Annotated in this window: 24 protein-coding genes and 1 pseudogene; 15 read left to right on the forward strand and 10 right to left on the reverse strand. The window is 65.3% G+C overall.

The window, feature by feature from the left end:
* Nucleotide 1 precedes the first annotated feature (1 nt).
* The 9 genes and pseudogenes from ugpA (at nt 2) to KTQ42_RS03485 (ending at nt 7,529) form a co-directional block, all read left to right on the forward strand.
* A pseudogene (gene ugpA / locus KTQ42_RS03445) lies at nt 2-885 on the forward strand (sn-glycerol-3-phosphate ABC transporter permease UgpA).
* Nucleotides 882-1,730 (forward strand): sn-glycerol-3-phosphate ABC transporter permease UgpE, encoded by an 849-nt coding sequence (gene ugpE / locus KTQ42_RS03450; RefSeq protein WP_217344226.1) that lies wholly within the window; start codon nt 882-884, stop codon nt 1,728-1,730. Before ugpA ends, ugpE begins: the two are co-directional and overlap by 4 nt.
* 92 nt (nt 1,731-1,822) lie before the next feature.
* Nucleotides 1,823-2,893, forward strand: a complete 1,071-nt coding sequence (locus KTQ42_RS03455) for a sn-glycerol-3-phosphate import ATP-binding protein UgpC (RefSeq protein ID WP_217344227.1) — start codon at nt 1,823-1,825, stop codon at nt 2,891-2,893.
* Nucleotides 2,894-2,935: 42 nt separating this feature from the next.
* Entirely contained in the window at nt 2,936-3,838 is a 903-nt protein-coding gene (locus tag KTQ42_RS03460; protein ID WP_217344228.1) for a hypothetical protein, read from the forward strand.
* An 88-nt stretch (nt 3,839-3,926) separates the two neighbouring features.
* Nucleotides 3,927-4,958 (forward strand): sugar-binding transcriptional regulator, encoded by a 1,032-nt coding sequence (locus KTQ42_RS03465; RefSeq protein WP_217344229.1) that lies wholly within the window; start codon nt 3,927-3,929, stop codon nt 4,956-4,958.
* Nucleotides 4,955-5,650, forward strand: a complete 696-nt coding sequence (locus KTQ42_RS03470; RefSeq protein ID WP_217344230.1) for an MgtC/SapB family protein — start codon at nt 4,955-4,957, stop codon at nt 5,648-5,650. The genes KTQ42_RS03465 and KTQ42_RS03470 overlap by 4 nt, the downstream gene beginning before the upstream one ends.
* A 27-nt stretch (nt 5,651-5,677) precedes the next feature.
* Complete coding sequence (gene ugpQ / locus KTQ42_RS03475) at nt 5,678-6,445, forward strand: glycerophosphodiester phosphodiesterase (RefSeq protein WP_217344231.1); 768 nt, start codon at nt 5,678-5,680, stop codon at nt 6,443-6,445.
* Nucleotides 6,446-6,549: 104 nt separating this feature from the next.
* A complete protein-coding gene (locus KTQ42_RS24210) occupies nt 6,550-7,038 on the forward strand; it encodes an antitoxin Xre/MbcA/ParS toxin-binding domain-containing protein (RefSeq protein WP_217344232.1) in 489 nt (162 codons plus the stop codon).
* Nucleotides 7,038-7,529, forward strand: coding sequence for an RES family NAD+ phosphorylase (locus KTQ42_RS03485; protein ID WP_217344233.1), 492 nt, complete (start codon nt 7,038-7,040; stop codon nt 7,527-7,529). Before KTQ42_RS24210 ends, KTQ42_RS03485 begins: the two co-directional genes overlap by 1 nt.
* Before the next feature lie 15 nt (nt 7,530-7,544).
* On the opposite strand, the gene KTQ42_RS03490 is transcribed toward KTQ42_RS03485, so the two are convergent.
* From KTQ42_RS03490 to glpD, 4 genes are read right to left on the reverse strand one after another with little or no spacing between them, the layout of a single operon-like run.
* Nucleotides 7,545-8,342, reverse strand: a complete 798-nt coding sequence (locus KTQ42_RS03490; protein WP_217344234.1) for an HAD-IIB family hydrolase — start codon at nt 8,340-8,342, stop codon at nt 7,545-7,547.
* 15 nt (nt 8,343-8,357) lie between these two features.
* Nucleotides 8,358-9,212, reverse strand: a complete 855-nt coding sequence (locus tag KTQ42_RS03495; protein WP_217344235.1) for an endonuclease/exonuclease/phosphatase family protein — start codon at nt 9,210-9,212, stop codon at nt 8,358-8,360.
* Nucleotides 9,213-9,241: 29 nt separating this feature from the next.
* Nucleotides 9,242-9,931: an MgtC/SapB family protein gene (locus KTQ42_RS03500; protein WP_217344236.1), complete on the reverse strand. Its 690-nt coding sequence runs from the start codon at nt 9,929-9,931 to the stop codon at nt 9,242-9,244.
* Nucleotides 9,928-11,445, reverse strand: a complete 1,518-nt coding sequence (gene glpD, locus KTQ42_RS03505; RefSeq protein WP_217344237.1) for a glycerol-3-phosphate dehydrogenase — start codon at nt 11,443-11,445, stop codon at nt 9,928-9,930. The genes KTQ42_RS03500 and glpD overlap by 4 nt, the downstream gene beginning before the upstream one ends.
* 242 nt (nt 11,446-11,687) lie before the next feature.
* On the opposite strand from glpD, the gene KTQ42_RS03510 reads away from it, so the two are divergent.
* Entirely contained in the window at nt 11,688-13,163 is a 1,476-nt protein-coding gene (locus KTQ42_RS03510) for an iron-containing redox enzyme family protein (RefSeq protein WP_249222629.1), read from the forward strand.
* Between the two features lie 79 nt (nt 13,164-13,242).
* Entirely contained in the window at nt 13,243-13,998 is a 756-nt protein-coding gene (locus tag KTQ42_RS03515) for a regulatory protein RecX (protein ID WP_217344238.1), read from the forward strand.
* Nucleotides 13,999-14,492: 494 nt separating this feature from the next.
* Here KTQ42_RS03515 and KTQ42_RS03520 read toward each other — a convergent pair whose 3' ends face one another.
* The 3 genes from KTQ42_RS03520 to gmk are packed head-to-tail and all read right to left on the reverse strand — an operon-like array spanning nt 14,493 to nt 17,676.
* Complete coding sequence (locus KTQ42_RS03520) at nt 14,493-16,766, reverse strand: bifunctional (p)ppGpp synthetase/guanosine-3',5'-bis(diphosphate) 3'-pyrophosphohydrolase (protein WP_217344239.1); 2,274 nt, start codon at nt 16,764-16,766, stop codon at nt 14,493-14,495.
* A gap of 39 nt (nt 16,767-16,805) precedes the next feature.
* Nucleotides 16,806-17,009: a DNA-directed RNA polymerase subunit omega gene (gene rpoZ / locus KTQ42_RS03525; RefSeq protein ID WP_194714881.1), complete on the reverse strand. Its 204-nt coding sequence runs from the start codon at nt 17,007-17,009 to the stop codon at nt 16,806-16,808.
* A gap of 22 nt (nt 17,010-17,031) precedes the next feature.
* Entirely contained in the window at nt 17,032-17,676 is a 645-nt protein-coding gene (gene gmk, locus KTQ42_RS03530) for a guanylate kinase (RefSeq protein ID WP_217344240.1), read from the reverse strand.
* A gap of 172 nt (nt 17,677-17,848) precedes the next feature.
* On the opposite strand from gmk, the gene KTQ42_RS03535 reads away from it, so the two are divergent.
* On the forward strand, nt 17,849-18,490 hold the full coding sequence (locus tag KTQ42_RS03535; RefSeq protein WP_217344241.1) for a response regulator transcription factor: 642 nt from the start codon (nt 17,849-17,851) through the stop codon (nt 18,488-18,490).
* An 18-nt stretch (nt 18,491-18,508) separates the two neighbouring features.
* Here KTQ42_RS03535 and KTQ42_RS03540 read toward each other — a convergent pair whose 3' ends face one another.
* The 3 genes from KTQ42_RS03540 to KTQ42_RS03550 form a co-directional block, all read right to left on the reverse strand.
* A complete protein-coding gene (locus KTQ42_RS03540; protein WP_217344242.1) occupies nt 18,509-20,716 on the reverse strand; it encodes an ATP-binding protein in 2,208 nt (735 codons plus the stop codon).
* Nucleotides 20,713-21,276, reverse strand: a complete 564-nt coding sequence (locus KTQ42_RS03545) for a biliverdin-producing heme oxygenase (protein WP_217344243.1) — start codon at nt 21,274-21,276, stop codon at nt 20,713-20,715. Before KTQ42_RS03545 ends, KTQ42_RS03540 begins: the two co-directional genes overlap by 4 nt.
* Nucleotides 21,277-21,458: 182 nt before the next feature.
* Nucleotides 21,459-22,358, reverse strand: a complete 900-nt coding sequence (locus tag KTQ42_RS03550) for a YicC/YloC family endoribonuclease (protein ID WP_217346801.1) — start codon at nt 22,356-22,358, stop codon at nt 21,459-21,461.
* Between the two features lie 166 nt (nt 22,359-22,524).
* Between KTQ42_RS03550 and KTQ42_RS03555 the strand changes: the two genes are divergently transcribed.
* The 3 genes from KTQ42_RS03555 to rph are packed head-to-tail and all read left to right on the forward strand — an operon-like array spanning nt 22,525 to nt 25,208.
* Nucleotides 22,525-23,526 (forward strand): serine/threonine-protein kinase, encoded by a 1,002-nt coding sequence (locus KTQ42_RS03555; RefSeq protein WP_217344244.1) that lies wholly within the window; start codon nt 22,525-22,527, stop codon nt 23,524-23,526.
* A 6-nt stretch (nt 23,527-23,532) separates the two neighbouring features.
* The gene (locus KTQ42_RS03560; protein WP_217344245.1) at nt 23,533-24,465 is read left to right on the forward strand and encodes a PP2C family serine/threonine-protein phosphatase; all 933 of its coding nucleotides are present in this window, start codon (nt 23,533-23,535) and stop codon (nt 24,463-24,465) included.
* Between the two features lie 8 nt (nt 24,466-24,473).
* Nucleotides 24,474-25,208, forward strand: coding sequence for a ribonuclease PH (gene rph / locus KTQ42_RS03565; RefSeq protein WP_217344246.1), 735 nt, complete (start codon nt 24,474-24,476; stop codon nt 25,206-25,208).
* The last annotated feature ends 33 nt before the right edge of the window (nt 25,209-25,241 follow it).

Here is a 25,241-nt window from a genome sequence, read left to right on the forward strand (position 1 = left end):
CATGGAAAAACGCGCCCGTTACAAATCCGCCTGGCTGCCCTTCGCGCTGGTTGCGCCGCAGCTGATCGTTTCCGTCCTGTTCTTTTTCTGGCCTGCGGTGCAGGCGCTGTACCAGTCGGTGCTGCTGCAGGACGCCTTCGGCAGCAGCGTGCAGTTCGTCTGGTTCGAGAACTTCGAGGCGCTGTGGAACGACCCCAGCTACCTGGAGTCGTTCAAGACCACCGCCATCTTCTCGGTATCGGTGGCGGTGCTGGGCCTGACGATATCGCTGATCCTGGCCGTCTTCGCCGACCGCGTGGTGCGCGGCACCGCGATCTACCGCACCTTCCTGATCTGGCCCTATGCGGTGGCGCCGGTGGTGGTGGGCGTGCTGTGGATGTTCCTGCTCAGCCCGACCCTGGGCATCATCTCGCATGCGCTGCGGCCGCTGGGCATCGACTGGAACCACACCCTGAACGGCACCCACGCGATGATACTGATCGTGGTTGCCGCGGTCTGGAAGCAGATCAGCTACAACTTCCTGTTCTTCCTGGCCGGCCTGCAGTCGATACCGAAGTCGCTGATCGAGGCGGCCGCGATCGATGGCGCCGGCCCGGTGAGGCGCTTCTTCTCCATCGTCTTCCCGCTGCTGTCGCCGACCACCTTCTTCCTCTTGGTGATCAACATCGTCTATGCCTTCTTCGACACCTTCGGCATCATCGAGGCGACCACCTCGGGCGGGCCGGGCAAGGACACCGAGATCCTGGTGTTCAAGGTCTTCACCGACGGCTTCAAGGGGGCGACCTGGGCAGCTCGGCGGCGCAGTCGGTGGTGCTGATGTTCATCGTCATCACGCTGACCGTGGTGCAGTTCCGTTACGTTGAAAAGAAAGTGAATTACTCATGATCGAGCGCAGACCAATCCTCGACATGATCAGCCATCTGGTGCTGATCCTGGGCGTGCTGATCGTGGCATTCCCCGTCTACGTGGCCTTCGTCGCCAGCACCCAGACCGTGGAGCAGGCGTCGATGTCGCCGATCTCGCTGGTGCCGGGCAGCCACATGATCGAGAACTACACCCAGGTGCTGGGCGCCGGCACCACCCGCACCGCGGTGGCGCCGGTGGGCCGCATGATGTGGGTCAGCCTGGTGTCGGCGCTGGCGATCGCCATCGGCAAGATCGCGATCTCGATGCTGTCGGCGTTCGCGCTGGTCTACTTCCGCTTCCCGGGGCGCGGCCTGTTCTTCTGGATGATCTTCCTGACGCTGATGCTGCCGGTGGAGGTGCGCATCACGCCAACCTACAAGGTGGTGTCCGACCTCGGCATGCTCAACACCTATGCCGGCCTGACGATACCGCTGATGGCCTCAGCCACCGCGACCTTCCTGTTCCGCCAGTTCTTCCTGACCGTGCCGGATGAACTGGCGGAAGCGGCGCGCATTGACGGCGCCGGGCCGCTTCGCTTCTTCAAGGATGTGATCTGGCCGCTGTCGCGCACCAACGTGCTGGCGCTGTTCGTGATCATGTTCATCTATGGCTGGAACCAGTACCTGTGGCCGCTCCTGATCGCCACCGACCAGGACATGTACCCGATCGGCATCGGCATCAAGCGCCTGATCGCCGGCGGCGACGCGGCGGTGGAATGGAACATGGTGATGGCCACGCTGATCATGGCGATGCTGCCGCCCGGCCTGGTCGTGGTGATCATGCAGAAATGGTTCGTCAAGGGACTGGTCGATTCGGAGAAGTAGGGCGGGTTGCGCCGGCGGAACCGGCGCTGGCCTTGCGGCCGACGATTTAGCGAACACGCCGCGCCATTCCGGCGGCGGCACAGGAAAGAGACATGGCACAAGTACATCTGAAAAACATCACCAAGACCTATGGCAGTGGCGCCAAATCGGTCGCCGTCATCCACGGCATCTCGATTGATATCGACGATGGCGAATTCATCGTGATGGTCGGCCCGTCCGGCTGCGGCAAGTCCACGCTGCTGCGCATGGTGGCGGGCCTGGAGGAGATCACCGGCGGCGACATCGTGATCGGCGACCGCGTGGTCAACAACCTGGAGCCCAAGGACCGCGACATCGCCATGGTGTTCCAGAACTATGCGCTGTATCCGCATATGAGCGTCTACGAGAACATGGCCTATGGCCTGAAGATCCGGCGCTTTTCCAAGGAAGACATCGATGCGCGGGTGCAGAAGGCGGCCGGCATCCTGGAGCTGGGCGCGCTGCTGCAACGCACGCCGCGCCAGCTGTCCGGCGGCCAGCGCCAGCGGGTGGCGATGGGCCGCGCCATCGTGCGCGAGCCGGCAGTGTTCCTGTTCGACGAGCCGCTGTCCAACCTCGACGCCAAGCTGCGGGTGCAGATGCGCCTGGAAATCCAGAAGATGCATCGCGCGCTCGGCACTACCAGCCTGTATGTGACCCATGACCAGGTCGAGGCGATGACGCTGGGCCAGCGCATGATCGTGATGAACGGCGGCCGCGCCGAGCAGATCGGCACGCCGGCCGAAGTCTATGGCCGTCCGGCCACCACCTTCGTGGCCAGCTTCATCGGTTCGCCGCCGATGAATCTGCTGCATGGCAAGACCGTGGCGGGCGGGAGCTTCCAGCTCGAAGGCGATGGCGCCGTGTCGCTGCCGGCCGGCGTGGCCGTGCCTGCGCAGGCCGAATGCATCCTGGGCATACGACCGGAACACCTGCAACTGGGCCGGCCTGGCCTGGAGATGGAAGTCGAGATGGTGGAGTCGCTCGGCGCCGACCTCCTGGTGCATACCCGCGCCGGCAGCCAGCCGCTGGTGATCCGCGCGCCGGCCGGCACGCCCGTTGCAGCCGGGCAGCGGGTCAGCGCCGGCTTCGAGGCCAGCTCGGTCCACTGGTTCGATGCGGCCACGACCCAGCGCCTCAATTGACGCCATGATGGGGCGGCGAAGCTGCAAGGGAAGGGAAGGCCGATGATCCGGCTTGCAGGCACGCTGGCGGCGCTTGCCATGCTGCTGATGGCGGGCAGCCATGCCGGCGCCGCCGGGGTGCTGGGCGCGCGGCCCGCGCATCTTTCCGGCGAGCTGCCGGCGGTGCCGAACGATGCGGCCATCCTGAGTCGCATCTGGGCGCCTGGCATCGATGAAGGCTATGTGCCGCAGGGCGTTGCCGTGGCCGATGGCGTGCTGCTGGTATCAAGCTACCGCAGCGCCGATCCCAAGGTTGGCAGCGGTCCGTGCCGGGTCTACCGGATCGACCCGGCCAGCGGCCGCACCACCGGCCAGTTCGACATGCCGCCCGCCTGCGGCCACGCCGGCGGCCTGGCCTCTCTGGGACAGGGCATGCTGCTGGTGGCCGACACCCGCAAGCTCTACAAGATCGACCTGGCGCGCGCCCTTGGCGGGCGGGACGATTTCGTGGTGGCCACGCTGGGGCTGGGCGGCGACATGAAAGGCTCCCTGGCCGGCTTCGACGGCAAGTCCATCTTCATTGCCTCATCGGAAAAGGACGCGGACAAGGCGCGCGGCTTCTTCCTGCCGCTGTCGCTGTTCGATACCCGTGACGGCACAGTGCTGGCGCCGGCCGATGCCAGCCGCGTCCTTGCAGTGCCCGCCCTGGCGCAGGGCGCCGCGTTCGACGGTGAAGGCGGGTTGTGGATGACCTTTTCCAACAGCAAGACCGGCGCGCTGAAGAAGCTCGACGCCGCCAGCGGCGCGGTGCTGGCTTCCTACGACATGGTGATCGGCGTTGAAGACATCTCCTTCGATGCGCAGGGCAGGCTGTGGATGGTCTCTGAAGCAGGCTCGCTGCGCTGGTCGCGCTGGTCGCATGCGTATCCGGTGCTGTTCTCGATCGACCCGGCGCGGCTGCGCTAGGCCGGGGAAAGGGATGCCTGCAGTATCATGCTTGCCAATTGACTATCAACGAGGCCGGCCGCAAGGCCAGCCCTATGGAAACGCCGCCATGCATCATGACAAGCAGATCGTCCCTTCCACCGAGGATTCGGCCCAGTACATCAATGCCATCACGGTGGCGCGGCTGTACTACTACCAGGACATGACGACGACCGACATCGCGCGCGAACTGAACCTGTCGCGCTCCAAGGTCTCGCGCCTGCTGAGCTTTGCGCGCGACAACGGCCTGGTGGAAATCCATATCAACGATCCGCGCGATCATCCGCAGCAGATCGAGGCCGAACTGAAGCAGCGCTTCGGCCTGCCGCAGGCGCATGTGGTATCGGTGCGCGAGTCCGGCGGCGAGCGGGAATGGCTGGAGCGGGTCGCCAGCCATGCCGCCAGCTACCTGAACCGGCTGGTGCAATCCAACATGGTGATCGGCCTGGCCTGGGGCAACACGGTCAATGAAATCGTCTCCCGTCTCACGCCCAAGTCCACCGTCAATGTGGAAGTGGTGCAGCTGAACGGCTCCGGCAACACCCACAGCATGTCGAACGCGTTTTCCAGCGAGATCATCATGCGCTTCGCCACCAACTACGGCGCCCGGCCGCAGCCGTTCCCGGTGCCGGCCTTCTTCGACTATGCCGAGACCAAGACCGCGCTGTGGCGCGAGCGCAGCGTGCGGCGGCTGGTGGAGCTGCAGCAGCGCTGCGATATCCTGGTCTATAGCGTCGGCGCGCTGGCGGCCGAAGTGCCGAGCCAGATCCATAGCGGCGGCTACCTCGATCCGCAGGACCTGCAGGCCGTGACCGAGGCCGGGGCGGTGGGCGACATCGCCACCGTGTTCTTCCGCGCCGACGGCAGCTATCGCGACATCGCGCTCAACAGCCGCACCAGCGGTCCCGACCTGGAACTGTTCAGGCACGCCAGGCATTCAATCTGCGTGGCATCCGGCCGCGGCAAGGTCGAAGGCCTGCGGGCGGCGCTGCGCGGCGGCTTCGTCAATGAACTGATCATCGACGAGCCCACCGCCAGGCTGCTGCTGGAAAGCAGTCCGCCGGAGTCGCCAGAGGCCGGGCCGGCCGGAGCGCAGCGATGACGGAGTCGATTCAATACAAGATCATCCAGCATCTGCTGGTGGCGCTGATTGCCGGCGGGCTGATTGGCCTGGAGCGCAGCTACCAGGGGCGTCCGGCGGGCTTTCGCACCCATGTGCTGGTATGCGTGTCGGCCAGCATGCTGATGCTGGTGACGCTGTACCAGTCGGTCTGGTATGGCATGGAACCAGGGCATGCGCCAACCAGCACCGACCCCACCCGCATGGCGCAGGGCATCATGACCGGCATTGGCTTCCTGGGCGCCGGCGTGATCATGAAGGATGGCTTCTCGGTGCGCGGCCTGACCACCGCGGCCTCGATCTGGATGACGGCCGCCATCGGCATCCTGGCCGGCATCGGCTTCTATTTCCCGGTGGTGGTGGTGACGGTGCTGACGGTATCGGCGCTGTCCTTCTTCCGCTGGCTGGAAGGCGTGCTGCCGTCCTATTACTATGCGCAGCATGTGGTGCGCTTCCAGTCCGACAGCGTGATGGAGGAAGATGCCTTGCGCGCCCTGATCGCCGAGCATGGCTTTTCCATCGCCAACCTCAGTTACGGCATGCAGGACGCCGGCCGCACCTTCGAGTACCGCATGGTGATCCGCTCGCGCGACCGCGCCAATGCCAGCCGTCTGGTCGATTCCTGGCGCAGCATGCGCCATGGCGTGATCGAGTTTCGCATCGATCCCGCCTGATTCCCTAGCCTGAAGGAGTAATACACGATGTGGCCTTTTCCCCGCGTCATCGCGCATCGCGGTGGCGGCACGCTTGCGCCCGAAAACACACTTGCCGGCCTGCGCTGCGGCCTGGCGCACGGCTATCGCGCCGTGGAATTCGATGTGATGCTGGCCGCCGACGGCGTGCCGGTGCTGATGCATGATCCCGCCTTCGGCCGCACCGTGCCCGGCATCGGCAATGTCGCCGAAACCAGCGCCGCGCTGCTGGCGGGCATGGATGCCGGCAGCTGGTTCGGCCCGCAGTTCGCGGGAGAACCGGTGCCCGGCTTTGCGCAGGTCATCGCGTTCTGCCACCGCGAGGGCATCTGGATGAATGCCGAGATCAAGCCCTCGCCCGGTTTCGCCGCCGAGACCGGGCGTGCCGCCGCTGCGCTTTTGAAGCAGATGCTGGCGCAGCAGGCCGAAGCCCGCTTGGCCGACGACGCTTCGATGCCGCTGCCGCTGTTTTCCTCGTTTTCGCCGGAGGCGCTGATGGCGGCGCGCGATATCGCGCCCGACATCCCGCGCGGCCTGCTGATCGGCCATGTGCCCGAGGACTGGCAGGCCAGGCTGGAGCAGGTCGGCGCAATGGCGCTCCATACCAACCACAGGAACCTGAAGCAGGAGCAGGCGCAGGCGATCAAGGACGCCGGCTATGGCCTCTTCTGCTACACCGTCGACGACCCGGAAGCGGCAAGGCGGCTGCTGGAATGGGGCGTGGATGCATTCTGCACCGACCGGATCGATCTGATCGGGCCGGACTTCGCCGGGTAAGGCGGCGTTGGCCTGCCTGGCGGAGCGGACGGCTGGAAACAAAGCCTGGCGGAAAAAGAATCTGGTATGGAATTGGACGAAATTTCATCCTGTTCTGGACAGCCGTGACCACTGCCAAACCGCCTTCAGACCGCAAATCCGTCAAATACCGCCTGCCCGAAACCGACCCGGTACACACGGTCGCGCGAAACCTGGCGCCTTACAGCGCCGGATTCAATGCCAGCGCCATCGACGTGGTTGGCGCGATGCGGGCCGGCATGCCGGCCCAGATCGTGGCCGACACCGCCAGCCGGCTGGGCATCAGCCAGGACAAGTTGTATGAACGCCTGCGCCTGCCCCGCAGTACGCTGAAAAGCCGTGTCAGCAAGGGCCAGCCGCTGGCGGCAGTGGAGCAGGACCGGATGTACCGGGTGCACCGCGTGCTGGAGCGTGCCCAGGCAGTGCTGGAAGACGAGGCGGCCGCCATCGTCTGGATCAACCGGGAAAACCGCGCGCTGGGCGGCGAGGCGCCGCTGGCGCTGCTCGATACCGAAGCAGGCTATGAACTGGTGCAGGACACCCTGAGCCGCATCGAATACGGCGTGCTGTCCTGATGACGGCTGGCAAGGCTCCCGGCATTACGGTATGGCGCATCGCCAAGCACACGCCAGAGTTTTCGGCGGATGACCTGAGCGGCGGCGGCGCGAAGAAGACCGGCGGCCGCTGGAACAGCAAGGGGCGCTCGGTGCTGTATGCCTCCGCCAGCATTGCGCTGGCCACGCTGGAAACCCTGGCCCATCTGGGCGACAGCATTGCCGTGCGCAATGCCTTTCTGGTGCGCATCGATATCGCGCTTGCGGTCTGGGAACGGCGCAGCCGCCTGACGCCGGCCGACCTCGATCCTGCCTGGCTGGCGGAGCCGGCTGGGTCGGCCACGATCGCCCAGGGCGACCGCTGGTTGGACAGCGCCGTGGCCGCCGTACTGGAAGTGCCGTCCGCGATCGTGCCGGAAGAGAGCGATCTGCTGATCAACCCGGCCCATGCCGATGTGCGCCTGATCCGCGCCTCGGTGGCGCGGCGGTTCATCTACGATCCGCGGCCTTGACGCCGGCCAGCGACGTCAGGCGCGGGCCGACAGCAGGCGCCTGGCCAGTTCCACGAAACCCGCACCGCAGCGCGCTCCGGTCACGTAGGCAGGGGCATGCCGCATGCGGTCGGTGAAGTCAGCCACATTGGCCACGCCTACCGCATTCGGAAAGTAGGCAAACATCGGCTCGTCGTTCGGCGAGTCGCCGATAAAGATGTAGCGCTCCCGTTCCGCATCCAGGTCCACGCCATAGCGCTCCCGCATCAGCATGCGCGCCATGCCCAGCTTGTCGTAGTCGCCAAACCAGCCGTTGACATGGATGGAGCTGATTTTGGCCGTCATGCCGGCGTCGCGCATCAGCGTGGCAATGCGGTCGACCTCGTGCCTGGGCAGCGCCGGCACGTCCTCGCAGAAATCGATGGCGATGTCAGCGATGCGGCAGAACTGGTCCGAGGCCAGCGCGCAGCCCGGCACCGCTTGCAGGATCGCGCCGGCAATCTCCTTCAGGCGGGCAGCATTGGCGGCGCGGGACGCTTCGCCGGCCAGGAAGCGCTGCCGCAGCTTGCGGCCCTGTTCATCGTGCCAGAAGTAGAATGCGCCGTTCTCGCCCACCACCGCATCGACCGGCCACATGCGGGCGATGTGGTCGCACCAGCCGGCCGGCCGGCCCGTTATCGGGATCACCCGCAGGCCGCTTCGTTGCAGCGCTTCCAGCGCGGCATAGGCATTGGCCGGCAGCTTGCCTTCGGTGGTGAGGGTGTCGTCGATATCGAGGAACAGGCCGGTGATGCGGGCGAGGGTGGCGTCTGGCAGGTCGTGCAGTGGCAGCATGCGGGTTGTTCTTTCCTAGTCTTGTTGCAGCGTGATCAGCACCGGCTGGTGGTCGGATGCCTGGGTTGCGCCATCGACCCGGACATCGGCAATCCGGGGCGCCAGGTCGTCGGTCACGTAGATGAAATCGGTGCTCATGGCCGATGGCCATTGCCGCCTGTCGTACAGGCCCAGGGTCGGCGGATGCGGCACGCCCGGCCAGCGCGCCGCCCAGGCGTCGCGCAGCGCGGGGCTGCCGTCGGCATGGCCCTGCTGCATGCGGGCATGCAGGCGATCGTCGGGCTGGTAGTTGAAGTCGGCCGTGAAGATGGCCGATGCCGGACGCGGCAGGCTGCGGAACGTGCCTTCGCTGCTGTCGGTTTCAACGAAGCCGCGCGCCTCTGCGCAGGCTTCGGCATGCAGGCCGCGCAGGGCTTCCACCTGGGCCGCGCGCTGCGGCGCCGAATAGTATTCGAGATGGGTAGTGACTACCCTCACCAGGCCGAACGGCGCCTCCAGCACGGCTTCCAGGGCCATGCGGCGCATGTTCTTCACGGCGGGGTCGGGCGGCGAGGGCAGCAGATGGCGCAGCACCTGCCGCACCGGCAGCCGCGACAGGATCATGTTGCCGAAGCGGCGCCGGCGTCCCTGCTGGCCGGGCAGGTCGATCGCCACGCCGTCGATCGCCGCATAGCCGGGCAGCAGCGCGGCCAGCGCGGCGAACTGGTTGGCGTCGTTGTTGCCCTTCAGTGCCGGGAAGTTGTCCGCCACTTCCTGCAGGCACAGCACGTCGAAGTCGGCCAGCGCGCGGGCATGGCCGACGATGCGGCGCAGATCCACCACGCCGTCGCAGCCGCGGCCCCACTGGATATTCCAGGTAATCAGATTCATCAGGCATCCTCCCGTTGCAGGCGCTGGCGTCAGGCAGGCTCGATGCGAAAGCCCAGCACGCTGCCATTGGCGCGGTGCCAGGTCTGGGCCAGCCGCGTGGCATTATCGCGGTCGCGCGAGCGGATTACCATGCGGTATTCGAAAATGCGGCCCGAGTCTTCCATGCTGTAGCTCATGTTGGCGATGGTAAAGCCGTGGGCGGCGATCAGTTCGCGCAGCGCCTCCTCATCCATCACGCCGGCGCAGGAAAAGCGCACCACGTGGTGCGCATAGTAATAGGACGGCAGGATGCGTTCCAGCCAGCGGAAGATGGACAGCGCCGCCACGGTCAGCGTCGTGACCACGAACACCGGGAAATAGAAGCCGATGCCGGCCAGGATGCCGATGGCGGCCGTCATCCAGATCGAGGCGGCGGTGGTCAGGCCGCGCACCGACAGGCCGTCCTTCATGATCACGCCCGCGCCCAGAAAACCGATGCCGGTCATGATGCCCTGCGCCATGCGGGTCGGGTCGGTACGTACCGTATCGGCCAGCGGCGCGATATACCAGCTCGACTGGTACAGCGTGACCAGCATCAGCATGCTCGACGATACGCAGACCAGCACATGGGTGCGAAAGCCCGCCGGACGGCCGTGGTAACTGCGCTCCAGGCCGATCAGGCCGCCCGCCACGAGGGCTGTCAGGAGGTGAAGCAGGATGTTTTCGTAAAGAAGGTTCATGCCGGCTGCTGCGGGGCGATGCTTTCCATATAGAGGGAAAAACGCGCCCGCTGTTCCGGGCTCATGTGCAGGCCGGCCTTGGTACGGCGCCACAGGATGTCGTCGGGGTGCTGCGCCCATTCATGCTCGACCAGGTAGCGCACTTCGCGCTCGTACAGGTTGCCGCCGAAATACTCGCCGAGGTCCGCCGGCCTTGCGGCATCGCCCAGGATTGCCTCGGTGTTGGTGCCATGGCGCTGCATCAGCGCGGTCAGCAGGGACTCTGGCATGCCGGGATAGCGGGCGGCGAGCTGCGGCAGGAAACCGGCCTGTCCGCCCGGTCCGAGATCGCCGCCGGGCAGCGGTTCGGTGCCGGTCCATTTGCCGCTGGCTGTTCCCATCCATGGCGCCAGCTTGTCCAGCGCGGCCTCGGCCAGCTTGCGATAGGTCGTGATCTTGCCGCCATAGACCGACAGCTGCGGCACGTTGACATCGCCATCCTCCAGCACCAGGGTGTAGTCGCGGGTGACGGCGGACGGATCTTCGGTGCCGTCGTCATACAGCGGGCGGATGCCGCTGTAGCTCCAGACCACCTGGTCGGGCGTGACCGGCCGGGCAGAGTAGCGGCTGACCTGGGCGCACAGGTAATCCAGTTCTTCCTGGCTGATCGCACTGCCTTCGCTGATGTCGTTGACCACCATGTCGGTAGTGCCGATCAAAGTGAAATCGCGCTCGTAGGGAATCATGAAAATGATGCGCTTGCCGCTGTCCTGCACGATGTAGGCATGCTCGCCTTCATACAGCTTGGGCACCACGATATGGCTGCCCTTGACCAGGCGCACGCCGGCCCTGGTCCTGGCCTTGCCCATGCTGCCCGCCACCTTGCTGACCCACGGTCCGGCCGCGTTGACCAGCATGCGCGAGCGCACCGCATGGCGCTGGCCGGTGCGCAGGTCTTCCAGTTCCGCATGCCACAGGCCGTTCTCGCGGCGCGCCGTGAGGAAGCGGGTGCGCGGCAGGATCGCTGCGCCATGCTCGGCCGCCGAGCGCAGGTTGAGCAGCACCAGCCGGGCGTCGTCGACCCAGGCGTCGGAATAGATGTAACCCTTGTGAAATTCGGTCTTCAGGCCGGCACCGTAGGGCGTGCGCAGCAGGCTGATGCCGGAAGAACGCGGCAGGGTGGTCTTGCCGCCGAGGCGGTCGTACATCAGCAGGCCCAGCCGTATCATCCATCCCGGCCGCAATCCCCTGGCATGCGGCATCACGAAGCGCAGCGGCCATGCAATATGCGGCGCAATGCGCAGCAGCACTTCCCGTTCGGCCAGCGCTTCGCCCACCAGCCGGAATTCATAATGTTCGAGGTAACGCAGGCCGCCGTGGATCAGCTTGGTACTGGCCGACGAGGTGGCGCTGGCAAAGTCATTCTGCTCGCACAGGGCGACCGACAAACCGCGGCCGGCGGCGTCGCGGGCGATGCCGGCGCCGTTGATGCCGCCGCCGATGATCAACAAGTCAACTTGATTGGGAAAAGTCATGAACGTTTGTGCCGAGCGTATGAACAACTGTAAATATACGCCCCTTTGAACGTATGTGCAATATGTTTGAAATATTGTGCAGTACGAAGATTTCCGCCGCTTGTAGGCATCGTCCGACCCCTTTTCCTCCTGTTCGCTGATTGTTGGTCCGCAACGTGGTTCCGATAATCGAACCACTTTTGGCTTAGGCCACCATGACAGCCGGCAGCTCTTCCAGCAGCGGGCAGCGAACAGAAGACATCATGCAAAACCTGACTGACGACATTCACTACATCCAGCCGGCCCGCCCTGCGAGCGGCATCGCGGCGCCGGCGTCGGCAACACCGCTGCGCCGGCTGTACCGCGAACTGATGCGCGACCAGCCGGAGCCATCAGCGCTGCAACGCAGCGAGCAGTGGCTGCGGCAACAACTGGTGGCAACAGACGAGTTGGAATCCGACCTGCCGGAGCAGATGGACGACATAGGCGACTGGATTGCCAGCAACACTGCCCTGGTCGGCCAGCGCTACCGGCACTACCTGGAAGCACGCAAGGCGGGCGGGCCGCGCCAGTATTTTTCCAGCAAGTCGCATGCGCTGTACTTCCTGAAGTCGGTTGCGCCGACCAAGCTGGTCGATGGCGCCTGGCTGTACGGCCTGACGCCTTACTGGAACGATGCCCGCTTTACCGCGCTGATACGCATCTACCTGGAAGAGCTCGGCGACGGCGTGCCAGAGCGCAATCATGTGCTGCTGTTCAAGCGGCTTTTGGCCGCGCACGGCTGCGAGCATTGGGAAAACCTGAGTGAAGACCACTATGTGCAGGGCGTGATCCAGCTGGCGCTGGCCCGGCATGCCGGCGACTTTTTGCCGGAAGTCATTGGCTTTAACCTCGGCTATGAACAACTGCCGCTGCACCTGCTGATCTGCGCCTATGAACTCAATGAACTCGGCATCGACCCGACTTATTTCACGCTGCATGTCACGGTTGACAATGCCGACACCGGCCATGCCCGCAAGGCGCTCGAAGGCTTGATGGAAACCATGCCGCGGGTGGGCGACCGTCAGGCTTTCATGCAGCGTGTGGCGCGCGGCTACAAGCTCAACATGCTGGGCGCCTGCACCAATTCCGTGATCGCCGAATTCGATATTGATCGGGAAATCGTGGCGGTATTTACCGGCAAGAGCGCGACCGGCAAGGAAGCCCACTCCGACTACTGCCGCATCGGCGGCCGCGCCGTCAACGACTGGCTGTCGGACCCGACGCAGATTCCCGCCTTCCTCGATGCGCTGGTCGAGCGCGACTGGATCCGGCGCGGCGACGACCCGCAGAACAGCCGCTTCTGGCGTCTGCTGCAGGGTGAACGGGCCGAAATGTTCGGCGTGTTTTCCGCTTATGAGCAGCAGGTGATCCATGACTGGATCGCGGCCGACTGGGAAGGTGCGCAGCGCCGCCAGATCAGCTTCCGCGCCCGGCAGCGGCTGATGGACACGCTGGGCCAGCCGGCGCCAAGCGACTGGCATGGCGTACGCGGCGTGCTGCGCAATCCGGCGCAGCGCAGCGCGACCGAAGGGCAGAACGACTTCAACAGCGAACTGCGCACCCTGGAGGAAACCCTGGCTGCGCAGGAAAGCCGCGAACAGGCAATGGATTTGCTGGTGCAGCTGATGGCGCCGGCCAGCCACCATACGCCGGCCGGGCTGATGGCCACGCGTATCTACAGCCGCATGCTGGCGTGAAGCGCTAGCTGAAGGCAGGGCGGCACAGGCGCGGTCGATCCAGTATCATCGAACGATCTTCATTGCCGCCTGTGCAGCCATGTATCTGATCAACAAGAAAACCGGCGTGCCCGAACCGCTGCCGGAGGAAGAGGCTGGCGCCCAGCCTGCAGGCACCGACAAGCCTGACAAGCCGCGCCGCCAGGCCAGCAGTTTCGGCCGCCGCAAGCCGGAACCCATCCCCGGCGAATACACCCGCACGTCCGACCGCAAGCGGCCCGCGCGCACCACGGCCGCTCCAGGCGAATACAGCCGCACGTCGGACCGCAAGCGCAGGCCGGTCGCTCCGCGCGAGCCCGGCGCGCCACCGGAAAAGCCGGCGCAGTCGGCCAAGGCCTATGCCGTGTGGCTGCTTGCGCGGCAGGACTACAGCGCCGCCGCATTGCGCAGGAAGCTTGCTTCCAAAAGCTATGACGAGGCCGAAGTGGAAGACGCAATGGCCTTTGTCATCGGCAACCGTTATCAGGATGATGGCCGTTTCGCCGAACAGCGTTCACGCGGCATCGAGAATCGCGCCGGCAACCGGCGCATCGAAATGACCTTGCGCCAGAAGGGCATCGAAGCCGATCTGGCCAAGTCGCAGGTGCAGCAGCTGGCGCCGGAAGAGGAGCGGGTATTGCATGCGGTGGCCAAATTTCAGGCCCAGGTCAAGCGCGACGGCATGACGCAGGAACTCAAGCTGAAGATCTACCGCTTCCTGGCCTACCGCGGCTTTTCCTCCAAGGCCATCCGGACCGGCATCGAGTCGCTGGGTACGGATGGCAGCTGGGTGGAGGACATTGGCGAGAGTGAATGAGTTATTTTTACAGGATGAAAGCTCCTTGGGAAGCACCGCACGATACCCGTTGTCGTCCCTATTTCAGTTGCAGTTGCAGTTGAGTTGCAGTTGCCGTTGCAGGTCAAGTCCCGTTGAGCGCGCCGTGACGGCGATGCCTGAAGCGGATAAGGTGCGGCGTCTGTTTGAGCGCAGCGCAGCGCAGCGAGTTTAGCCGCGCCCCGCTTCAGGCGTCGCCGTCACGGGGACCCCACGCAGCGGGGCGCGATCACCGGGTCGCCTTTTCTTGCCTACTTCTTTTGGCGAAGCAAAAGAAGTAGGTCGCCTGCCGGGGCGAACACCCGGCCTGGTCATGACGACAGTGCAGGCGTGTTGGGTCACCAGACGTAAAACGGCACCACGAGGCAATCAGCAGTCAGCAGGAAGCACTCAGCAGGAAGCAGGAAGCACTCAGCAGGAAGCACTCAGCAGGAAGCAGGGTGCCACCCCCGCAAACATCCCTTGCGCTCCCCGCCCTAAGAGCGCTCCCTCAAAATCCGCGCCACACTCGGTATCCCCCGCACATTCCGCATCAGCCGCGCCAGATGAATCCGGTCCTCCACCTGCACCGTAAAGCGCAGCTGCTGCATCACCTGATCCTTGTCGTCATCCATGCTGACATGCACGATGTTGGCGTCGGACTCGCCCAGTTCGGCAGCCACACGCGCCAGCGCGCCTTTTTCGTTATGCACCAGCACCTTGATGCGGCAGTCGAAGCGGCGATTCACTTCCGGGCTCCAGACCACTTCGGTCCAGCGTTCCGGTTCCTTGGCGCGTTGGCGCTTGGCGATGTCACAGTCCGCGGCATGCACCGTCAGGCCCTGATCGCGCCGGAACTGGCCATACATGCTGTCGCCCGGAATCGGCAGGCAGCACTGGCCCAGATGCACCGCGGTGCCTTCGCTGCCGGTAATGACCACCGGGTCGAGCTTGTTGGGTATCAGCTCGCCCTGGTCGTCCACGGCCGGCGCCGAACCGGTGGCGTTCTCCGCCAGGCCGAAGATATGGCGCGCCACCAGCGTGGCCATGCGCTTGCCCACGCCGATGTCTGCATGGAGGTCTTCCAGCGATTTGGCGCTGGACTCCTTGAGCAGGCGTTCGGCCAGCGGCGCCGGCAGGTCGGGCGAGAGATTCAGCGCTTCCAGCGCCTGTGCCAGCAGATCTCGGCCCAGCGCCACCGATTCCGAGCGGTTGATGGTGCGCAGATGATGCCGGATCGCGGAGCGCGCCTTGCCGGTGCGCACGAAGCCCAGCCAGGTCGGGCTCGGCCGCGCGTCCGACGAGGAAACGATCTCGACGATGTCGCCATTGCGCAGTTCGGTGCGCAATGGCACATGCTCGTGATTGATGATGCCTTCCACCGCATGGTCGCCGATGTCGGTATGGATGGTGTAGGCAAAGTCCAGCGCTGTGGCGCCGCGCGGCAGCGAGATGATCTTGGACTTCGGCGTGAACACATAGACCGAATCCGGAAACAGGTCGACCTTCACATGCTCCAGGAACTCGGCCGAGTCGCCGGTCTGCTTCTGGATGTCCAGCAGCGACTGCAGCCAGGCATGGGTGCGCTGCTGCAGGTCGGTCAGGGCGCCTTCGTCGTTCTTGTAGAGCCAGTGTGCGGCCACGCCGGATTCGGCCACCCGGTGCATGTCGGCGGTGCGGATCTGGAACTCGACCGGCGTGCCATAGGGGCCGATCAGCGTGGTGTGCAGCGATTGGTAGCCGTTGAGCTTGGGAATGGCGATGTAGTCCTTGAACTTGCCCGGCATGGGCTTGTACAGCGCATGCAGCGTGCCAAGCGCAACGTAGCAGTTGGCAAAGCTGTCGACCACGATGCGAAAGCCGTACACGTCGAGCACCTGCGAGAACGACAGGTGCTTGTTGCGCATCTTGCGGTAGATGCCGAACAGGGTTTTCTCGCGGCCATACACCTCGGCCTGGATGCCGGTGGCCGCCAGCGTGTTCTTGACCGCATCCATGATCTTGCTGACCACCTCGCGGCGGTTGCCGCGTGCCGCCTTCACCGCCTTGCCGAGCGTGCGGTAACGCACCGGGTACAGATGCGAGAAGGACAGGTCCTGCAGTTCGCGGTACAGGTTGTTCAGGCCCAGCCGGTGCGCGATCGGCACGTAGACATCCATGGTCTCGCGCGCGATGCGGCGACGCTTGTGGGCATCCATGTGGCCCAGGGTGCGCATGTTGTGCAGCCGGTCGGCCAGCTTGACCAGGATCACCCGCACGTCGCGGGCCATGGCCAGCAGCATCTTGCGGAAGTTTTCCGCCTGCATCTCGATCTGGGTCTGGAACTCGATCTTGTCGAGCTTGGACAGGCCGTCCACCAGCGATGCCACCGGCGCGCCAAAGCGCTCGATCAGCTCGTCCTTCTGCACGTCCTGGTCTTCCATCACGTCGTGCAGCAGTGCGGCCATGATGGCTTGCGCATCGAGCTTCCACTCGGCGCAGATCTCGGCCACGGCGATCGGATGGGAAATATACGGCTCGCCCGACTTGCGCATCTGGCCCAGATGCTTCTCATCAGAGAAGCGATAGGCCTCCTTGACCTTCTTCAGTTCGGAAGGCGTCAGGTATTCGGCAAGCTGTTCGGAGAGGCGGGAGACGGAAGCCACTCCCGGTGCGGGAGCGGGTGCAGCCGACGGATCCTGCCGGGTCGGCCGCTGGTTGGGCGTGCGGGGCGTATCACCCCGCTGCGCGGTTGCGGCTGATACGGTCGAATCTGTTGAGGTCAGGTTCATGAATGCTTATCAGCGACTAAGCGCGCAGGAAGAGGAGGATTAGCTCGGGACTTTCTTCAGCATTTCAATGCCCACCTTGCCGGCGGCGATTTCACGCAGTGCTAGAACGGTCGGCTTGTCCTTGGCATCCACCATCGCGGTGTGGCCCTGGACCAGCTGGCGGGCCCGGTAGGTGGCGGCCAGGGTCAGTTGAAAACGGTTTGGGATCTTGACGAGGCAGTCCTCGATGGTAATGCGTGCCATTTGTGCTCCAGGATGACAGTGATTAACTTAAGTTGGCATGAATGCCCAGTTGGGCAAACAGGGAGGCGTTGCGGGCCGCTTGCTGCGGGAACCTGCAGCGGGTTGCTTTAACGATGGAAGTCAGTTCGGATAGGGCCACGGAAAATTCGTGGTTGATAATAACATACTCGAAGTCGGGCGCATGGGCGATCTCCCCGCCGGCCGCCAGCAGGCGACGGGTGATGACCTGAGGATCGTCCTGGCCGCGCTTGTGCAGCCTTTCCTCCAGCGCAGAGATCGACGGCGGCAGGATGAACATGCCGACCGCATGCGGAAACTGCTTGCGCACCTGCTGCGCGCCCTGCCAGTCGATTTCCAGCAGCACATCGGTGCCTGCGCGCATCTGCTCGTGGATCCAGATGCGCGAGGTGCCGTAGTAGTTGCCATGCACTTCGGCCGACTCCAGGAACTCGCCGGCCTCGCGACGGGCAAGGAAGTCGTCGACAGTAATGAAGTGGTATTCGCGCCCGTTCTGCTCGCCGGGACGGGGCGGCCGGGTGGTATAGGAAACGGACAGGCGGATCGCGCTGTCCTGCGCCAGCAGCGCGTTGACCAGGGTGGACTTGCCGGCGCCGGAAGGCGCAACGACCATGAACAGGCTGCCGGAGGGGGCCGAGAGAAGGGGCATGGAGAACCTTGATGTGTAAGCCGGTATTGCGGCGGTATTGTAGCAGCCGGCCGGCAGGCGCCGCATTTGGCGCAGACGGCGCCCTGCAGGAAAGTGGCGGTCAGCGGTATGATGCAGTTTTTGAAATCAAACCAGGGTCGAGGCGCTTGTCCGGCCAACGAGGAGCGAGACTTTGCGCGCTGACAAGATTCGTGTGCTGATCGTCGATGACCACATCATCGCGCGTAACGGCGTGCGGCTGATGCTCAGCACGGCTGACGATATCGAGGTCGTGGGCGAGGCCGAGACGGCCGAGGCGGCCATGCAGCTGGTACAGAGCGAGCGGCTGGATGTGGCGCTGCTCGACATTGCGCTGCCCGACAAGAGCGGACTGGAATTGCTGAAGGCGATCCGCGCGGTGCGTCCGCGGCTGGCGGTGCTCATGCTGAGCATGTATGCCGAGCAGGTGTACGCTGTGCGGGCGCTCAAGCTGGGCGCGGCGGGCTACCTCACCAAGAACACGCCGGCCGGCACCATTGCCGATGCGGTGCGCAAGGCAGCCGCCGGCGGCCACCATGTCAGCACGACCCTGACCGAGAAGCTGGCCAGCATGATCAGCCGTGGCAATGTGGCTTCCCATGAAACCCTGTCGCAGCGCGAGCTCGAAGTGCTGAAGCTGCTTGCCGCAGGCGAGAGCCTGGTGCGCATTGCCGACATGCTGCACCTGAGCCCGAGCACCGTCACGACCTATCGCTCACGCATCCTGGCCAAGACCGGCACCCGCAGCAATGTCGAGCTGACCCGCTACGCGCTCGAAACAGGTCTCCTGGTTTGAGCGCTCCACGTTGCCGCTCTATGCGGCGGCCTGCCTGACCGGCGTCTCGCTCTGCGGCAGGCGCACCTCGAATACCACCATGCCACCGGCGCAGCGCACGCCTATCGTGCCGCCATGCGCCTTCACAATTTCATGCACGATATACAGTCCCAGCCCCTGGCCACCGCGGTTGCGGCTATTGTTGAGCGAGCCGGGCTTGTAGGGCAGGAACAGGGTGTCCACCAGTTCCGGCGCGATCGGCGCGCCGCGGTTGCTGACCGTGATCACCACCGCGTCATCGAGGCGGCAGCCTTCCAGCAGCACCGGCGTGCCGGGCACGCCATGCTTGCAGCTATTGCTGACCAGGTTGGACACCATCTGGCTGATGCGGTCCGGATCGACCCGCACCGTGCCCAGGCCATCGATCCGGGCATGGAGTTCGACGCCGGGCTGGGCCAGCCGTATCTCCTCCGTCACTTCCGCCAGCAGCGGGCCGAGTTCGACCTCGCGCATGCTGACCGGCAAGCCCAGTCCGCCCTGCAGGCTGCTGATGTCGACCATCTGGTCGATCAACCGCTGCATGCGCCCGCTGGATGAGGTGATGCGCTGCGACAGCCGGTTATGCACGCCGCCACTGCCGCTGTTCAGGTCCAGCATCTGGGCGGCGATCATGATGGCCTGCAGCGGGTCGCGCAGGTCATGGCCCAGCGTCGCCATCAGCATCTCGCGTGCGCGGCGCAGGGCGCTGGCCTTGGCCATCGAACCTTCCTGCAGGCCGCCGCGCAGCGCGAAGGCGATGTCGATATCGCTGCGTCCCCACGGCAGGCTCTGGCCGCGCACCGTTTCCTTCCATTCTTCGAAGGAGCCGCGCGGCGTCAGGCGCGGCCCCAGCGGGCCATGCGCCATTTCCTTGTGCGGCGGGCCGGCCCAGCGCACATCCATCACCTGCTCATTGCGGAACCAGAAGGCATAGCCTTTCTGCTCGCGGTCAAAGCGCAGCGCCAGCACGCCGCAGACGGCGCCGAAGCGCCCGGCCAGATGCGGCACATCCCCGGGCAGGCTGGCGGTATGGAAGATGTCAGGCTGATCGGTCTCGACCAGCCATTCGATCAGTGCGCCCAGCGCTTCCCGTTCCGGCCCGGCGCCGCTGATATGCAGCGCACCCTCGGCCGAGGCGGCCACGCCGTCAGAGGCGAGCAGTTGCCGGAACGGCGTCGGATCCTCGGCCAGCGCCAGCACGATGTCGTCATTGCGTTCGAACTGCTGCAGGATCACGTCGCGCAGCGCGAGCGATCGCTGCAATGCCGCCGCGTGCTGCGCGGTCAGGTTGCGGTCGACCAGCATGCTGACGATCTGCGACAGCACCTGGCATGACATGCGCACCGCATGCGGCACCAGGTAAGGCGTGGCGTGATGGCAGGCGAACAGGCCCCAGAGCCTGCCCTTGACCACGATGGAAATGCTCATCGAGGCCGCCACGCCCATGTTCCTCAGGTACTCGATATGCACCGGCGAGACGCTGCGCAGCATGCTCTCCGATAGATCGAGCGGCGCCCGGGTGTGGGGCGCGATCTCCGGGACCAGCGGCACCGGCTGGTAGCCGACATCGGCGATCAGGCGGATGGGGTTGAGCACATACAGGCGGCGCGCCTGGCGCGGTATGTCGCTGGCCGGATAGCGCTGCCCGAGATAGGGCGGCAGATCGGCGCGCCGGTGCTCGGCCACCACCTCGCCGCTGTCGTCATGCAGGAAGCGGTAGGCCATCACGCGGTCGAAGCCCGACAGCCGGGCGATTTCCTCTACCGCCACCGCGAGCAGCTGCTCGATGCTGCGCTGGCGCTGGATGCGCGCAATCGACTTCTGGGCGCGCAGCGCAAAGGTTTCCAGCTTGTCGCTGGCGGCTTCGCGTTCCTCGAACTCGACCACCAGCAGGCCGTCGGCCTGGTGCATGATCACGTCGAAGCAGCGCGTGAGCAGTTCGGCTGACAGCGAGCCGAGCACGCTGTCGAAGGCCTGCAGCGCGCTGCCGATCTCGCTGCGCAGCAGGGCGCTCAGGTGCCGTTCGTCGAGCCGCTCGCCCGGCGCCGGCAGCTCGCCCAGCATCGCGGCCGCATTGGCGCTGCGCACCGCCAGGGCGCCGTCCGGCATGAAGGCCAGCAGCGCGCCGTGCGGCTGTATCGAGCCGGGGATATGGATGGGCTCGCGATCGCAGTTGGTGAGATCGACTGCAGGCATGCCGGTGCTCATGCGGCGCCTCTTGCCTGGAACCAGTCGGCCAGGCTGCGGAATGCGGCAGCCGCGGCAGCGCCGGCCTCCGTTTGCGACTGGGCATCGGCCAGCGCCCGTTCGGCCTCCTTGCGAAAGCTCAGCCAGTAAGCAGATGCATTCTCGCCATAGCCGGACAGCCAGCGCGCCGGCCACGGCGCCAGCCTGGGCTTCAGGGTTTTTGCCAGCAGCTGGGAGCCGAGCTGGGCGCCTTCCATCACGTAGGCCACCCCGAAACGGCGGGCCGGGGTGTCCAGCAGCAGGGTGTCGGGCGCCAGCGGCAGCGCGGCGATGGCGGCATCGTCCAGGCCGGCGGCGCGCAGGTCGCATTCCAGCCAGGCGCTTTTCTGGCCGCGTGTTTGCGGCGTCAGTGCCGACGGCCATTCAGCCTGCCACAGGCGCGCCTCGAACGGGCTCAGCCAGCCGTACATTGCGCTGATGAAGCCAAGGTAGTCATCGCGGCCAGCATCCGGCCGGCCAACTTTCAGGCCTGTTTCGAAATCATCATGAATGGCGCGGGTGGCTTCCCGCATGATGAGCATTGCATTTGGCATCAGGAAATATTTGGCGTGGGCCGTCAGGCTGGCTATCGGAGTATGTTTGACGGGAAATTATACGCACCGTCGGAATGCTCGCTTAACGCCTACTGCGCAGGATTTGCGCCTGCGCATTGTCCAGCCGGACCGGCAACCGCGACTGTTGTGCGGCTACCGCATGAGTCCGCTTATTCGAGGTTTTGCACCTGTTCCCTCATTTGTTCGATCAACAGTTTCAAGGCCATGGCCGCGTCGGACAATTCCTTGGCAGGCGCCTTCGAGCCCACCGTATTGGCCTCGCGGTTGAGCTCCTGCATCATGAAGTCCAGCCGCTTGCCGACCTGGCCGCCTTTTTTCAAAATATGGCGGGTTTCCCCGAGATGCGCGCCCAGGCGGGTCAGTTCCTCGGCGATGTCGATGCGGATGCCATATAGCGTGACTTCCTGGCGGATGCGCTCGGCGGCTTCCTGCTGCGACATCTGCGGCTGGGCGCCGGCCTCAGCCGACTGCCAGGCCAGGCCCAGGGTTTCGCGCATGCGGTCGGTGGCCTTCTGCTGGAACTGGGAAATCACCTGCGGCACGATGGGCGTGATCCGGGCCACGATCTGCTCCATGTCGGCGACCCGCGCCAGCAGCATGGTTTCCAGCGCCGCGCCCTCGCGCTGGCGCGACTCGACAAAGGCGTTCAGCGTGTCGGCGGCGGCGGCGCCGATCTCGGCCTGCAGGGTTTCCTGCGAGGCGGCGGCTTCCTCCAGCATGCCGGGCCAGCGCAGCAGTTCATTCACCGACAGCGGCGCGGCATCGCCAAAACGGGTTTGCACCTGCGCCTGCAGTGCCGCCAGCTGCTCCAGCAGCGCGGTATTGACCGCATTGCCCGGCCCGGCGGCCTTGCGGCCGAAGCTCAGCCGGCACTCCACCTTGCCGCGCACGATGCGCGACATGATGGCTTCCCGCAACATCGGCTCGAAGGAGCGCAGGTCGTCATTGATGCGGAACTGCAAGTCGAGGAAGCGGGAGTTGACGCTGCGTAATTCGAGGGTCAGGGTGCCGTGCGCTGTTTCGCGGGTGGTGACCGCGTAGCCTGTCATGCTGCTGATAGCCAAGATGAAGTCCTTGAATTCTTTACAAATCGGGGATTGTTAAACACAATCCATGCTTGCCGGCGGCGCCGGCTTGCCAGTCATGGCAGGGAGGGCCGCGGATCACCAGACGCCTCGCGGCGGCAGTATACGACATCAAGGACTCAGGAAAGACATGGCCGCGCAAAACAATGCCCCATTGCCGGAAGGATTGCTGGTTTCCGGCTACCGCATTGTCAAGAAGATCGCCGCCGGCGGCTTCAGCATCGTCTATCTCGCCCATGACGAGGAAGGCAAGCCGGTGGCGATCAAGGAATACCTGCCGAGTTCGCTGGCGTTGCGAAAGTCGGGCGAACTCGCGCCGCAGATCGCGCCCGAGAACCTGCCGGTGTTTCGCATCGGCCTGAAATGTTTCTTCGAGGAGGGCAGGGCGCTGGCCCGCATCGGCCATCCGAATGTGGTGTCGGTGCAGAATTTCTTCCGCGCCCACGACACCGTCTACATGGTGATGGCCTACGAGTCCGGCCGCTCGCTGCAGGACCATATCCTGCGCCGCCGCGAGCGCGGCGAAAAGCCGCTGGTGTCGGAGCGCTTCATCCGCCGCATGTTCAGCCAGGTGATGCAGGGGCTGCGCGAGGTGCATGCCAACAAGCTGCTGCACCTGGACCTGAAGCCTGCCAACATTTATCTCCGGCTGGACGGCACGCCCATCCTGCTCGATTTCGGCGCGGCCCGGCAGACACTGCGCGCCGACCTGCCCAAGCTGTATCCGATGTACACGCCGGGCTTTGCGCCGCCCGAGCTCTATACCCGCGGCGGCGACCTGGGGCCGTGGTCCGACATCTACAGCATTGGCGCCTCGATGTTCGCCTGCATGGTGGGCGCGCCGCCGCAGGCGGCCGACCAGCGCCTGAAGAACGACCGCATGGAACATCATTTCCAGAAGCTGCACGGCGTCTATTCGGCCGAGCTGATCCAGGTGATCCGCTGGTGCCTGATGACCGATCCTCTGCAGCGCCCGCAAAGCGTGTTCGCGCTGCAGAAGGCGCTGCGCGAGGAACCGCTGCAGGCACCGCCGGCGCCGGATCTGCTGGCGCGCGTGAAGCGCCAGTGGCGCGCGCTGTTCTCGCCGCGTCGCCAGCCCGACGCCGACACCATCCAGGAAAACACGAGGTAAGCCGCGATGCGATTCTCCATCTACCAGGAAAGCCTGATCGGCGGGCGCAAGCTCAACCAGGACCGCATGGGCTATTGCTATACCCGCGACGCGCTGCTGATGCTGCTGGCCGACGGCATGGGCGGCCATCTCCAGGGCGAGGTGGCGGCAACCATTGCGATGCAGACCATGTCGGCGCTGTTCCAGGAAATGGCCACGCCGCATGTGAAGAAGCCCGAGCAGTTCCTGGAAGACGGCATGTTTGCCGCGCACCGGGAAATCCATCGCTACCGCGCCGTCAACAACCTGCCGGAAACGCCGCGCACCACGCTGGTGGCCTGCCTGGTGCAGCATGGCACGGCGCTGTGGGCGCACTGCGGCGATTCTCGGCTGTACTGGATGCGGCGCGGCCAGATCGTGTCGCGCACGCGGGACCATTCGCGGGTAGAGGCCCTGATTGCGCAGGGCAAGCTGGACCCGGCCGAGCGCGACACCCATCCCGACCGCAACAAGCTGTTCAACTGCCTGGGCGCGCCGCATATTCCGCTGGTGGACATGGGCAAGCCGGCCACGCTGCAGTCGGGCGACGTGATCCTGATGTGTTCCGACGGCCTCTGGTCGGTGCTGCCCGAGCAGGCGCTGGCGTCGGCGCTGGCCGGCAGCACGGTGGTGCGGGCGGTGCCGGACATGGTGCAGGCGGCGGCCTCGCTGGCCGGGCGGCACAGCGACAATGTCACGGCGCTGGCGATGATGTGGGAAGATGGCGGCTTTGCCAGCCAGGGCAGCGGCCTGATCACCACCAGCCTGGTGCCGCTGGGCGCGGTGACCACCACCATCCATGCGCCGCGCCATGCCGACCTGGAAGACGCCGACCAGTTCGACGAGCAGGAAATTGAAAAGGCCATTGCCGAAATCCGCGACGCGATCGACAAGTCGTCGCGGCTGACATCCAAAAACTGAGGACAACCATGCAGCAGCCAGAACGCGCCGGCGGACGCGCCGCCGACCAGTTGCGCCAATTGCGCATTACCCGTCACTACACCAGGCATGCCGAGGGTTCGGTGCTGATCGAATGCGGCGACACCCGGGTGCTGTGCACCGCCAGCCTGCAGGACAAGGTGCCGCCCTTCCTCAAAGGCCAGGGGCAGGGCTGGCTGACCGCCGAATACGGCATGCTGCCGCGCTCGACCCACAGCCGCATGGACCGCGAGGCGGCCAAGGGCAAGCAGTCCGGGCGCACCCAGGAAATCCAGCGCCTGATCGGCCGCTCGCTGCGCGCCGCCTTCGACCTGCGCGCCTTCGGCGAACGCACGCTGCAACTGGACTGCGATGTGCTGCAGGCCGACGGCGGCACCCGCACCGCGTCCATCACCGGCGCCATGGTCGCCGCCTATGATGCGTTCGCGAAGCTGGTCGACAGCGGCGTGCTTACCGCGGTGCCGGTGCGGCATTTCGTGGCGGCGGTATCGGTCGGCATCTACCGCGGCCTGCCGCTGCTGGACCTGGACTATGTGGAAGACTCCGGCTGCGACACCGACATGAACGTGGTCATGACCGAAGCCGGCCAGTTCATCGAAGTGCAGGGCACCGCCGAGGGCGAGGCCTTCGACCGGCGCGCCATGAACAGCCTGCTGGACCTGGCCGAAGGCGGCATCGCCGAACTGGTACGCCAGCAGCAGCGCGCGCTGGGGCTCGTCAGCTGATTGCCGCATCGTTTCATCGCTGCTGCGTCACCA

Origin of the sequence: Noviherbaspirillum sp. L7-7A, assembly GCF_019052805.1 — a bacterium.
Lineage (GTDB): Bacteria > Pseudomonadota > Gammaproteobacteria > Burkholderiales > Burkholderiaceae_D > Noviherbaspirillum_A.